This is a genomic window from Actinokineospora globicatena (assembly GCF_024171945.1).
Taxonomy (GTDB): domain Bacteria; phylum Actinomycetota; class Actinomycetes; order Mycobacteriales; family Pseudonocardiaceae; genus Actinokineospora; species Actinokineospora globicatena.
In genome coordinates this window covers 2016301-2029457 of sequence record NZ_JAMTCR010000002.1, presented here as the reverse complement: position 1 = coordinate 2029457, position 13157 = coordinate 2016301, and the positions used below count along the sequence as shown (strand labels likewise).

General features: G+C 70.4%; 10 protein-coding genes. 4 read left to right on the top strand and 6 right to left on the bottom strand.

The genetic code is table 11. The features are described from left to right. The first annotated feature begins 11 nt into the window (after positions 1–11). The 3 genes from glgX to treZ are packed head-to-tail and all read left to right on the top strand — an operon-like array spanning position 12 to position 6084. Complete coding sequence (gene glgX, locus LV79_RS09805) at positions 12–2132, top strand: glycogen debranching protein GlgX (protein ID WP_253834299.1); 2121 nt, start codon at positions 12–14, stop codon at positions 2130–2132. Next, entirely contained in the window at positions 2132–4369 is a 2238-nt protein-coding gene (gene treY, locus LV79_RS09800) for a malto-oligosyltrehalose synthase (protein WP_253834297.1), read from the top strand. Before glgX ends, treY begins: the two co-directional genes overlap by 1 nt. Further along, positions 4369–6084: a malto-oligosyltrehalose trehalohydrolase gene (gene treZ, locus LV79_RS09795; RefSeq protein WP_253834295.1), complete on the top strand. Its 1716-nt coding sequence runs from the start codon at positions 4369–4371 to the stop codon at positions 6082–6084. Before treY ends, treZ begins: the two co-directional genes overlap by 1 nt. A 181-nt stretch (positions 6085–6265) precedes the next feature. On the opposite strand, the gene LV79_RS09790 is transcribed toward treZ, so the two are convergent. From LV79_RS09790 to LV79_RS09770, 5 genes are all read right to left on the bottom strand, one after another. Then, positions 6266–6721: a hypothetical protein gene (locus LV79_RS09790; RefSeq protein WP_253834293.1), complete on the bottom strand. Its 456-nt coding sequence runs from the start codon at positions 6719–6721 to the stop codon at positions 6266–6268. A gap of 41 nt (positions 6722–6762) precedes the next feature. After that, complete coding sequence (locus LV79_RS09785) at positions 6763–7206, bottom strand: SRPBCC family protein (RefSeq protein ID WP_253834291.1); 444 nt, start codon at positions 7204–7206, stop codon at positions 6763–6765. 53 nt (positions 7207–7259) lie between these two features. Next, a complete protein-coding gene (locus LV79_RS09780; protein ID WP_253834289.1) occupies positions 7260–8348 on the bottom strand; it encodes a hypothetical protein in 1089 nt (362 codons plus the stop codon). Positions 8349–8886: 538 nt separating this feature from the next. After that, positions 8887–10380, bottom strand: a complete 1494-nt coding sequence (locus LV79_RS09775; protein ID WP_253834287.1) for a hypothetical protein — start codon at positions 10378–10380, stop codon at positions 8887–8889. A 57-nt stretch (positions 10381–10437) separates the two neighbouring features. Beyond that, complete coding sequence (locus tag LV79_RS09770) at positions 10438–10959, bottom strand: GNAT family N-acetyltransferase (RefSeq protein ID WP_253834285.1); 522 nt, start codon at positions 10957–10959, stop codon at positions 10438–10440. A gap of 43 nt (positions 10960–11002) precedes the next feature. Here LV79_RS09770 and LV79_RS09765 point away from each other — a divergent pair, with 43 nt between their 5' ends. Beyond that, on the top strand, positions 11003–12010 hold the full coding sequence (locus LV79_RS09765) for a hypothetical protein (protein ID WP_253834283.1): 1008 nt from the start codon (positions 11003–11005) through the stop codon (positions 12008–12010). Positions 12011–12016: 6 nt separating this feature from the next. On the opposite strand, the gene LV79_RS09760 is transcribed toward LV79_RS09765, so the two are convergent. Next, positions 12017–13093 carry an MBL fold metallo-hydrolase gene (locus LV79_RS09760; protein ID WP_253834281.1) on the bottom strand — a complete coding sequence of 359 codons (1077 nt, stop codon included), beginning with the start codon at positions 13091–13093 and terminating at the stop codon, positions 12017–12019. Positions 13094–13157: the final 64 nt, after the last annotated feature.

Here is a 13157-nt window from a genome sequence, read left to right as displayed (position 1 = left end):
GAGGAGACCGTGTGCGGCCCTGGCCTGGAACCCCCTACCCGCTCGGCGCCACCTACGACGGTGCGGGCACCAACTTCGCCGTGTTCTCCGAGGCGGCCAGCCGGGTCGACCTGTGCCTGTTCGACGCCGACGGCACCGAGCACCGGGTGCGGATGCCGGAGGTCGACGGGTTCGTCTGGCACTGCTACCTGCCCGGGGTGCTGCCCGGCCAGCACTACGGCTACCGGGTCACCGGCCCGCACGACCCGACCGCGGGCCAGCGGTGCAACCCGACCAAGCTGCTGCTCGACCCGTACGCCAAGGCCGTCGGCGGCGCGGTGGACTGGGACCAGTCGGTGTTCGGCTACACCTTCGGCGAGCCGGAGCAGCGCAACGACGAGGACTCCGCGGCGCACACCGTCAAGGGCGTGGTGGTCAACCCGTTCTTCGACTGGGCCAACGACCGGCCGCCGAAGACCCCGTACAACGAGACCGTGATCTACGAGGCGCACGTGCGCGGGCTCACGATGCGGCACCCCGGGGTTCCCGAGGAGCTGCGCGGGACGTACGCGGGCCTGTCGCACCCGGCGGTGATCGAGCACCTGCAGCGGCTCGGGGTGACGGCGATCGAGCTGATGCCGGTGCACCAGTTCCTGCACGACCACGGGTTGCAGGAGCGCGGACTGCGCAACTACTGGGGCTACAACACGATCGCGTTCTTCGCCCCGCACGCCGAGTACGCGGCGCAGACCGCCCAGGGCGCGCAGGTCGCGGAGTTCAAGGCGATGGTGCGGACCCTGCACGAGGCCAACATCGAGGTCATCCTGGACGTGGTCTACAACCACACCGCGGAGGGCAACCACCTCGGGCCGACGTTGTCCATGCGCGGCATCGACAACGAGGCGTACTACCGGCTCGTCGAGGACGACCAGCGCTACTACATGGACTACACCGGCACCGGCAACTCCATGAACGTGCGCAACCCGCACACGCTGCAGCTCATCATGGACTCGTTGCGGTACTGGGTCACCGAGATGCGGGTGGACGGGTTCCGGTTCGACCTGGCGGCCACCCTGGCCCGCGAGTTCTACGACGTGGACCGGCTCTCGGCGTTCTTCGACATCGTGCAGCAGGACCCGGTGATCAGCCAGGTCAAGCTGATCGCCGAGCCGTGGGACGTCGGGCCCGGTGGTTACCAGGTCGGCAACTTCCCACCACTGTGGACGGAGTGGAACGGAAAGTACCGCGACACCGTTCGCGACTTCTGGCGCGGGGAACCGGCGACGCTCGGCGAGTTCGCCTCGCGCATCACCGGCTCGTCGGACCTCTACCAGGAGGACGGCCGCAAGCCGTTCGCGTCGATCAACTTCGTCACCGCGCACGACGGGTTCACCCTCAACGACCTGGTCTCCTACAACGACAAGCACAACGAGGACAACGGCGAGGACAACCGCGACGGGGCCGACGACAACCGGTCGTGGAACTGCGGGGTCGAGGGCCCGACCGACGACGTCGAGGTCACCGAGCTGCGGGCCCGGCAGCGGCGCAACATGATCGCCACCACGATGCTCTCGCAGGGTGTGCCGATGCTGCTGCACGGCGACGAGATGGCCCGCACCCAGGACGGCAACAACAACGGCTACTGCCAGGACAGCGAGCTGTCCTGGGTGGACTGGTCGCTTGCCGAGACCAACTCCGACCTCATCGACTTCACCGCCGGGGTGGTCGCGCTGCGGGCGCGGCACCCGGTGTTCCGGCGGCGGCGCTTCTTCGCGGGCAGGCCGATCCGGCGCGGCGACGAGCTGCGCGACATCGCCTGGTTCACCCCCGGCGGGCAGGAGATGTCGCACGAGGACTGGGAATCCGGGTTCGGCCGGTGCATCGTGACGTTCCTCAACGGCGAGGGCATCCCCGACCTGGACGCCCGCGGCGAACGGGTCACCGACGACTCGTTCCTGCTGTGCTTCAACGCCCACCACGAGGACATCTCGGCGATCGTCCCCGACGGCGACTACGGCGCCGAGTGGGAGGTCGTGCTCGACACCGCGACCGGTGAGGTCTCGGCTCCGCAACCCGCCAAGTACTCCGGCAAGAGCGAGCTGGTCCTGCCTTCGCGGTCCCTCATCGTGTTGCGACGCACCGGGAGCGAGTGATGCGGTCGACCTACCGGGTTCAGCTGCGGCCTGGCTTCGGGTTCGCCGAGGCCGCCGCGATCGTCGACTACCTGTCCGACCTCGGGGTCGGGGCGTTCTACACGTCCCCGATCCTGACGCCCACCCCCGGTTCGACGCACGGGTACGACGTTGTCGACCCGACGCGGGCGAACCCGGAGCTGGGCGGGGAGGCCGGGCGGCGGGCGCTGGTGGACCGGTTGCGGGCAGCGGGGTTGGACCTCGTCGTCGACGTCGTGCCGAACCACATGGCGGTGGAAGTCCCCTCTGCCAACAAGTGGTGGTGGGACGTGCTGGCTCATGGTCCCGAGTCGCGCTACGCCGGGTACTTCGACATCGAGTCGTTCCCGGTGCTGCTGCCGGTCCTGGGGTCCGATGAGGACGTTTCGGAGCTTCGCGTCGACGGTGACGTGCTCCGGTACTACGACCACACGTTCCCCATCGCGCCAGGGACGGGGGAAGGCGACGCTGCCGAGGTGCACGACCGGCAGCACTACCGACTGATCGACTGGCGCCGTGCTGGGCAGGAGCTGAACTACCGGCGGTTCTTCGACGTGACAACGCTTGCGGGCGTGCGCGTCGAGGTCCCAGAGGTGTTCGACGCGACCCACGGCGAGGTGCTGCGGTGGGTCAGCGAGGGTGATGTGCAGGGCCTGCGGATCGACCACCCGGACGGCTTGGCCGACCCGGGCGGGTACGTGCGGCGGTTGGCGGAGCGAGCTCGGTGCTGGATCGTCGTGGAGAAGATCCTGGAGCCGGGCGAGGACCTGCCCGCGTCCTGGCCGGTGGCGGGGACGACGGGGTACGACGCGCTGCGCGAGGTGTGCGGGGTGTTTGTCGACCAGAGTGCCGAGGACGCGTTCACCAAGCTCGCGGACTCGTTGGAGGTGCCGACGGACTACGCCGCGGTACTGGACGAGTCTCGCAGGCTGATCACCTCCCAGTCGCTGGCCGCCGAGGTCCGGCGGATCGCCTCGCACGTGTCCGATGTGGACCCGGCGGTGGCTCGGGAAGCGGTCGCCGAGTTGATGGTGTCGTTCCCGGTCTACCGGTCGTACCTGCCAGAGGGCGTGGAGTACTTGACGGCCGCCTTGGCCCGCGCGCGATCGCAGCGGCCGGACCTGGGCGAGGCGTTGGCCGCCATCGACACCCAGCTGCGGGCCAGGGGCGAGTTGGCCACCCGGTTGCAGCAGACGTCGGGGATGGTGGTGGCGAAGGGGACCGAGGACACCGCCTTCTACCGCTACACCCGGTTCGCCGCGCTCAACGAGGTCGGCGGCGACCCCTCGCACTTCGGCGTGAGCGTCGCGGAGTTCCACACCGCGCAGGCGCACCGGGAGGCCAACCACCCGCTGGCGATGACCGCACTGTCCACTCACGACACCAAGCGGTCGGAAGACGTCCGGGCGCGGATGGCCGTGCTGGCGGAGCTGCCCGACGAGTTCGGCGACGCGGTGCGCCGGTGGACGGCTCAGCGCGGGATCCCCGAGCCGAGCTTGAACCTGTTGGCGTGGCAGACCCTGCTGGGCGCCTGGCCGATCAACCCGGACCGGCTCTCGGCGTACCTGGACAAGGCGGCGAAGGAATCGAAGATCCGCACGTCGTGGACCGAGCACGACGAGGAGTTCGAGGAGACTGTGCGGGCCTGGCCGCGCGCGGTGCTCGGCGACCCGGGCCTGCTCGCCGAGGTGAAGGCGTTCGCGGCGCGGATCACGCCGTTCGGGTGGTCGAACTCGTTGGGGCAGAAGCTGCTGCAACTGGCCGGGCCGGGCATTCCGGACGTGTACCAGGGCACCGAGCTGTGGGACCTGTCCCTTGTGGACCCGGACAACCGGCGCCCGGTCGACTTCGCCGACCGGGCGGATCTGGTGTCCAAGCTCGCGACCGGGTGGCCGCCGCCGATCGACGAGACCGGAGCGGTGAAGCTTCACCTGGTCCGCACGGTGCTGCGGTTGCGGCGTGAGCGCCCGTCGTTGTTCACCGGGTACGCGCCGGTGTACGCGAGCGGTTCTGCTGCGCACCACGTCGTCGCGTTCGAGCGGTCCGGCCTGATCGCCGTCGCGACACGGCTCCCGGTGGCGCTTCCCGGTTGGGGTGACACCGTGCTCGACCTGCCGGATGGCGAGTGGGTCGACCAGCTGACAGGACGGGCGACGGATGGGCGGTTGGCGGACACGCTGGCCGATTACCCGGTGGCACTGCTGGTTCGGGGGGCGTGATGGACGAGCCGTTCAGCGTGTGGGCACCTCAGCGGTCGCGGGTGCGGCTGTACGTCGACGGTGCGCGGCACGAGATGGCCCGGGACGACCGGGGTTGGTGGCACGCGGAGGTTCCCGGGGCCGGGCCGGGCTCGGATTACGCGTTCCTGCTTGACGACGACGAGACGCCGCTGCCGGACCCGCGGTCGCTGTGGCAGCCGCAGGGGGTGCACGGGCCGTCGCGGCGGTACGAGCACCGGGCCTACGAGTGGGGCGATTCGGCGTGGACCGGGCGACCGGTCGCGGGCCGGGTGATCTATGAGCTGCACATCGGGACGTTCACCCCGGCAGGCACCTTCGCCGGTGCGGCCGAGAAGCTGGACCACCTGGTGGACCTCGGCGTCGACTTCGTGGAAGTGTTGCCGGTCAACGCTTTCGACGGCGTCGCCGGGTGGGGCTACGACGGCGTGCTGTGGGGCGCGACGCACGAACCCTACGGCGGCCCGGACGGCTTCAAGCGGTTCGTCGACGCCTGCCACCAGCGCGGCCTGGGCGTCATCCTGGACGTCGTCTACAACCACCTGGGGCCGTCGGGCGCGTACCTGGACCGGTTCGGGCCGTACTTCGCGGGCAAGAACATCTGGGGCCCCACACTGAACCTGGACGGCCCGGACTCCGACGAGGTCCGCCGGTACGTCATCGAGAACGCCCTCGGCTGGCTCCGCGACTTCCACATCGACGGCCTGCGGCTCGACGCCGTGCACGCCCTTGTGGACACCCGCGCGACGCACCTGCTGGAGGAGTTGGCGGTCGCGGTCGAGGTGCTGTCCACCGGGCTGGGTCGGCCGCTGTCGCTGATCGCCGAGTCCGACCTCAACGACCCGCGGCACGTGACCCCGCGAGCCGCAGGCGGCCTGGGCTTGGACGCGCAATGGTGCGACGACATCCACCACTCGCTGCACGTCGCGCTGACCGGGGAGACCTCGGGCTACTACGCGGACTTCGAAGGCGCCCTACCGACAACGTTGCGCTCGGCCTTCTTCCACGCTGGAACGTGGTCCTCATTCCGGCACCGCACACACGGCCGTCCCGTTGACCCGCTCACGACGCCCGGGCACCGATTCCTGGCGTACCTGCAAAACCACGACCAGATAGGCAACCGTGCGACCGGGGATCGGTTGACCGCAACAGTGCCCACGGCGCGGCTGCTGTGCGGGGCTGCCCTGGTGTTCTGCTCCCCGTACACCCCGATGCTGTTCATGGGCGAGGAGTGGGCGGCGTCGACACCGTGGCAGTTCTTCGCGTCGTTCCCGGACCAGGAGCTGGCCGAGGCGGTGCGGACCGGCCGCCGCCGCGAGTTCGCCGAACACGGCTGGGGCGAGTCGGAGGTCCCCGACCCGATGTCCCCCGCCACCGTCGCGGCATCCACTTTGGACTGGTCGGAACCCGCGTCAGGCGATCACCGATCGGTGCTGGAGACCTACCGGTCCCTGATCTCGTTGCGCCGCAACCACCCCGAGCTGGCCGACCCCCGCCTGGACCGCTTCACCGTCCAGGAGATCGACGGCTGCCTGCTGCTGCACCGGGGATCCCTGCGCGTAGCGGTCAACCTGGGCACCGGACCAGCGACGGTCCCCCTCCGCGCCAAGTCCATCCTGCTCACCAGCGAAGCAGTCACCACCGGGTCGGACAGCCTGATCCTCCCCCCGAACACCTTCGCCGTGGTCGGGCTCTAGCGATCCCCCCTGGGGCCGAGTTATCCACAGCCCGTCCGCAATGGACCGAACCCGTCGGCGCCTCCCGGTAAGCTGTACATCGGGAGCTGCTCAGCGCGGTTCGATCTTGTTCACCTGGTCCGGACACAGGTCTTGGCCGTGTCGTGCGGGACACGGCCAAGACCTGCGACACCGGGGTCGATCACTCCACGGTGCGCCGGTACCGGATCTCCCTGCGGGGGCCGGGTAGCGCGAACTTGCGGATGAGGTAGGTCAGCGCGGCGCCGATGAGGAGCCACACGATGGCCGCGGTGCCGTAGTTGAACAGCACCGCCGCCTTCTCCGAGGCCGGGGTGAAGAGGCCGTCGAAACCGAGCGACACCCCGGAGGAGAACCCGTCGACGAACGAGGCGAACCCGTTGCGGGGGTTGGCCTCGGCGAGGACCAGGATGATCTGCGCGACCAGCACGACCGCGAACAGACCGACCACGAACGTGATGGCCGAGCTCACCATGCGCACGGTGCGCACCCGGCTCGCGTAGCTGTCCTCGACCCGTTCGTTGACCACTTCCTCGTGGGCGGGACGGATGTACTGGTCGTCCCGGTCCACCGGTAACTGCTGGGTCCGCCGCGGGTCAGGCTCTTGCGGAACTGTCATGCACCCATGGTCGCACCACCGGGTGCCCCCTGCTTGACAACTCAGCCGCCAGCCGGGTACCGCTCCGCGAGCCGATCCAGGGTCGCCCGGATCGCGTGCAGGTTCTTGCCCGGGAACCGGACCCACACCAGCAGGAACCCGGCCTTGGCGGTGGACCAGTCGAACGTCTCGGTCACCTCGGTCCGCCCGTCACCGAGGTCCCGCAATTCCCAACGCCACCGGTGCCCGAAGAAGTGCCGCCACGCGATCCGCGTCCCCTCCTCGAACTCCACCACCGTGTTCAAGATCTTGTACGGCAGCCCGATCCGCATGTCCATCCCGAACCGGTCCCCCAGCCCCAGCCGCCGCCCCGCACTCCCCCGCGACGCCACCACCGACCCGGACCCGTCGATCACCGGGTGCTGCGCGGGATCCGCCAGCATCTCGAACAGCACCGGAGCAGGCACCCCGACCACCCTGCTCGCACTCACCCGCTTCTCCGTCATGCCCGCATGTTACTCGCCGGTACGCGCATTCGGGTGACCAGATCCCCCGCCGGTCAGCCCCGGCGGTCCCCGCCGGTCTCGCTCCGGTGCCCGACCGCGGCGATCATCGTGGCGAACACCATGCTGTAGAGGGTGAACACGACCGACCGCGTGAACTGCTCGTGCGTGGGCTCCTCGCGCATGCGGTGCACGTTGGCCAGGACCGAGAGCGCCGACCCGGCCACGACGACCAGGGCCATCAACGCGTCGAACTGCGGCGGGCTGTTGCCCAGCACGTTGTTCGCCACCCAGTCGCGCGCGACCTGGGGGTAGAGGGAGTGGCTGCCGCCGACGTCCCCGACGACCATCAGCATCGACCAGGACGTGCCGACGCCCAGCGCGCCCAGCAGCACGCCCCGGTACCCGCGCCCCGCCTTCACGGTCCCGGTGAGCTGGTCGACGACCAGTTGCCCGAGCAGGCACAGGACGCTCAGCGCCACCAGGAACAGCAAGAACGGGATCTCGAAGACGAGTCCGACGAACAGCAGGCCGAGCCCGACGCTCAAGGCGGTACCGATGACCACCCAGCCCACCGCCCCGAGCACGGTCACGTACGCGGGCCCGTCCGAGAAGTACGCGATGGCCGACAGGGCGGCGAGTGCCACCACGAGGACCCACACCCACCAGTCCCAGCCGCGGATCCACGCGGACGCCGCGAGCAACCACGGACCGAAGGTCCTGACCACCCAGTGCACCGCCGCGCCCACCCACGCCACCGCGTGCAGCCCGGCCGCCGCGAGGGGAGCCGTGAGCAGCGCGATGACCGCGAACGCGGGCTCCCGGTATCGCGCGGCGAGGGCGAGGACCGCCAGCAGGAACGCCCCCGTCGCCCAGATGAGGCAGGTCAGCAGCAGCGGGTACGCGGGCAGCGCCTCGTTGACCGCGGCACTGGCGTCCGCCAGCCACCGCAGCGGAGCCCACCCTTCCCGGGCGGTCAGCTTCGCGGTCCCCTCGGGAAGGCTCAACGCCGCGAACACGGCCCCGACCGACGCGTACAGCAGCACCATGAGCAGGGACAGCGCCACGAGCCAGAAACAGCCCAAGCGCTTCGCCCAGTAACCGGTGATCTCGCGACCCCGGTACTCGACCTCGAAGTTCCCCACCGCCGCCCCCTCGCCCCGTGCCCCCCGCAGCACTCCATCTATACCGGCGAGCAACAACAACGTTCCGGGATGCGACGGCCATCACCCGAACAGTCCAGCGCCTCGGCGGACAGACCCCTAGCGGTAGCCAGTCCTTTTGGGACGAACGCACCCCCTGCGCCCGCGAGGTCCCCAGCCGAACTCGCGGCCGTGGACTACGAACCCGAGAGTCCGCGACCCGGGCGGCACCACCAACGCGTGCGCGCGCCCCATCCGCACAGCCGCCCCATCACACCTTCGAGCGAACCCCCTTGACACCCCCGGGGCCCCACCCCAAGCCTGGCCCGGCCCCCACCCTCTCCGGGGGGCGTCCCTGGGCCAGTCTACCGGGACCCACCCACGGGCGATCTTGAAAAGGCACCCGCAGAGATCCACATGTGGACAACTTCTGTCGCCCAGAAGAGGGAACTCCGCGAACCGTACATGCGCCCCAACCTGGGGAAGCACAAACCGAGGCAGGGTCCCCGAGCGCCGCCGAAACAAACCCGCCCTTGACGGCTCAATGAGTCAGCAACTGCGCCATGCTCTCCCGCACCGTCGGGTCCGGTTCCGCGGCCACGGCGCTCCGCAGAGCCGACTGCACGTCCGGCTGCCAGGACTCCGGTCCCCACCCGGTCAACGTCCGCACCGCCATCACACGGTTGCGGACCACCGGGCACCGTAGCGATGTCAGGACGAACTCGACCCCCTGCCCGGGGAACTCGCGCAACGCTGTCACGACCACGTCCAACACCGCGTGGTCCGTCCACCGCGCGCCGATGCCCGCGATGTCGTCCGGGCCGGTGCCGAGGTCGGCCAGTGGCAGCACGTCCGAGGCGATGTCCAGGATGTCCGGCAGTCGTTCCTCGGTCGCCTGCGCGAGGAGGCCTGCCCAGTCGGCCGGGGTCGCGTCGGTGCGGACGCGGCGCATCGTGGCGGGGAAGCGGTCGATGCCGAGGACGGCGGCGGCGTAGCAGGCGTCGTGGAAGGTGCGGTCGTCGGTGGAGTCGAGGTCGGCGAGGGTCAGGTCGCGCCAGCGGGGTTCGGCCATGAGGTCGCGGCAGCCGCGGACCAGGGTGTCGTGGCGGGTGAGGTCCCAGCCCGCCGCGTAGCGCCGGTCCCAATCGGGGCCCGCGAGGAACTCGTCGACGCGGGCGGTGGCGACGAAGTGGCGCAGGCCGTGCGCGCGCCGGGTGAGGTGGCCGACGAGCAGCGACAGGGCGATGGGCGCGTCGGCGTAGTCGTCGATGTCCTCCGCGGGACCGCCCTCGATCAGCGCGCACAGGATGTCGGCGGCGGCGTCGAGCAGTTCGTCGTCCACCTCCGGCACCGACAGCGCGGGGACGAGCCCGCCGACCGTCGCGGCCCGGTGCGCGAGGTACCCGTCCTGCACCGTGTTGCGGAAACCGCCGCGCAGCAGCCACTCCCGCAGCCGGGGACCGGTCTGGTCGCCGAGGCGCTCGACGACGCCGATCCGCCCCCACCCCTCGACGCCGTCCGCCAGTGCGAGCAGCGCCGGTTCCGGATCGGCCTGGGTCGCTTCCACGGCGGCGAAGGCGAACAGGGTGAACTCCTCGTGCCTGCCCAACCGCAGCAGCACCTCGACATCCCCGCTGTCCGCGCCGAGACCGAGCAGGGCGATGCCGAACTTGACCGGCGCGCGGTGCTCGGACTCGGTCGCCAGCCGCCTGCCCAGGTCGTGCACCGGTCCGGCCAAGTCGAGCGCGCGCACGCCCGCCAGCACCTCGTCGAGTTCGGCGAGGACTTCCCGCTCGCACAGCGCGGTGTAGAGCGGTTCGTGGTCGCCACCGGTGACAGCGGCGGCGACCAGCGCGGGCAGGTCTGTGGTGACGTCGGCCGGGTGGTGGGTCAGCGCGGTGCCGTCGGACCACGGGACCAGACCACCGCCCCGCCGGTGGTCGATCTGGGCGTCCGGCAGCTCGTCCCCGCCGGGGAGCAGGCCGCGGCCGCTGGGATCGAGGTGACCGGTGATGTGGTCGTGGATCGAGGGCACGCACCCATTGTCGCGCGCGCATCCGACACCGCCCGCGACCAACCCGGCACCCGGCGCTCAGCCCAGGCGCTTGGTGAGCAACTCGAAGGCGAGGTCGGTGCGGCGCGGTTGGCCGAAGCGGTCGTCGCCGTAGGGGAACGGGATGAGCAGGCCGGTCCGGTCGTAGCCGCGGCGGACGTACCAGGCGATGAGGTCCGCGCGCGCGGTCAGCACCTTCATCCGCATCTCGGGCAGTCCCCAGTCCTCGCGGACGTGGCGCTCCGCCTCGGCCAGGGTCAGCCGCCCGATGCCGCCCGCCTGCCGGGTCGGGTCCACGGCGAACATGCCGAAGTACCCGGCACCGTCCACCTCGGCGACGTGGCAGCAGGCGACGACAGCACCGTCCTGTTCGGCGACGAGCACCGCGCTCTTGGGCGCGGTGATGACCTCGGCGACGCCCGCCGGGTCGGTGCGCTGGCCGTCGAGCAGGTCGGCCTCTGTGGTCCACCCCGCACGGCTCGCTTCGCCCCGGTAGGCGGATTCGACCAGGGGTACCAGGGCGTCCACGTCGTCGGTCGTGGCGCGGCGGAAGGTGAGCACGAACCGAGCCTAACCCGCGACGGCCGGTGACTACGCTGCCCGCATGGGACTGTTCGGTCGCAGGAAGGCCAAGGCGGAGGCCGCCGCGCTCACCGAGCACCTGGTGCTGGACCGGTGCTGGGACGACTTCGCCCTCGACGTCGGCGTTGACGCTGTCGCCGACGGGCACCGCAAGGCGGCACTGGCGTTGCTGGGCGAGAGCCGCGACGACCACGAGACGCGCACGCAGCGGGTCCGCGCGCTCGCCGACGCGGCCGTCGGGCAGTCCACCGACATCCGCGAGCTGCTCACGGCGGACGAGCTGGACAAGGAGGCGGCCGCCGATGTGCTGCTGTGGCTGGGGAGCACGCTGATCGCGGAGGCGTGGAAGATCCGCGGTGGCGGGTCGGCGCGCGGTGTCGGCGAGGAGCGGTTGAAGCTGTTCTCGTCCCGGCTGCGTGAGGCGCGTGACCCGTTGATGGCCGCGGCGAAGCTGGCACCGGACGACGCGACGCCGTGGGTGGAGTTGCAGCGGTACGCGCGGGGGATGCGGTTGGACCGGCCACAGCGGGACTTCGTGTGGCTAGAGGCGATGCAGCGGTGCCCAACCTCTTATCCCGCGCACGCCGGGCGGTTGCAGACGCTCGCGTTGAAGTGGGGTGGGTCGCACGAGGAGATGCTGTCTTTCGCGCGTGACACTGTCGCGAAGGCCGCGCCGGGCAGTCCTCTAGTCGCGATGTTGCCCACGGCGCACGCGGAGTACCTGCTCAACGAGGGCGACAGGTTCATCGCCGAGGGCAGCGCGTGGGCCTACGTGAAGCTCAACGCGCGGTACTTCAGTTCGGAGTTACGCGCGGAGTTGGTGGAGGCGGACACCAAGGGGTCCGCCTCCGGCGTCTTCGCGAAGGAGGTTCACAACCTGTTCGGGTGGGCCATGTTGGAGTCCGGTGAGCTGGACCGAGCCCGTTGGCACCTGGCGCGGGTGGGTAACCGGCCGTCGTCGCTGCCGTGGTCCTACAGCGGCGAGCACGCCTACGCCCGGGCCCTGGTCCGGTTGGGTGTGTCGATCTAGGTCGACCTAGCAGGCCTGCCACCAGTAGTCGAGCTTCGGCGGCGCGGCGACGTCGACGTGCTCGCCCGGCTTGGGGATGGCGACCGCGACCCCGTGCTTCTCGGCTTCCACGAGCAGCCGGTCGACCGGGTCGGTCCACGGGTGCGGCGCGAGGCTGAAGGTCGCCCAGTGCACCGGGATCAGCAGTTCACCGCGCACGTCGAGGTGGGCGGCGATGCCCTCCTCGGGTGTCATGTGGATGTCGGGCCAGCCCGGCGCGTAGGCACCGATCTGCACGAGGGTCGCGTCGAACGGGCCGTACTGCTCGCCGATCTCCTTGTAGCCCGCGAAGTAGCCGGAGTCGCCGGTGTAGAACACCTTCTTCTTCGGACTCGCCACGACCCAGGAAGCCCAGAGGGTGCCGTCGCGCTTGAAGCCCCTACCGGAGAAGTGCTGGGCGGGGGTCGCGGTCAGGGTCACCTCGCCGATGTCGACTGACTCGTGCCAGTCGAGCTCGATGATCCGGTCGGCGGGGACGTGCCAGCGCTCTAGGTGCGCACCGATGCCCAGCGGCACGACGAACGGCGCGTCTTGGGTGCGTACAAGCGCGCGGATGGCGGTGAGGTCGAGGTGGTCGTAGTGGTCATGCGAGATGACTACGGCGTCCAACCGCGGGAGTGCCTCTATGGACTGCGGTGGCGCGTGCAGCCTGCGCGGTCCGACCAGCCGGGACGGGGAGACCCGGTCACTCCACACCGGGTCTAGCAGCACTCGCGCACCGTCCAGCTCGACCAGGCTGGTGGCGTGGCCGTACCAGGTGATGTGGAGACCGGTGTCGACCGGGCCTAGAGGCTCGACGACCGGGATCGGACCGGCAGGCTTACGCAGGTGCCAGTTGCGGGAGACCGCCCGCAACGTGTCACGCATGGTGTCCGGGCCCGGAGGCGTCGCAGGGGCCTGGTTGCGGAACGCACCATCCCTGTACTGGGGGGACTTGGTGACCCTGTCTCCGCGCGGTCGCCTTCCGAGGGCTACCGGCACGTCCCAGGCGACCCAAGCGGCGGCGGCAGCAGTAACCGCTAGCGCGGTCAGGACTCGCTTCATTCCGTCGATGGTCCTCGCGGCTGCCTGTGATCGCTCTCAGAGGGCGCCGCGATCCAGGTCACAG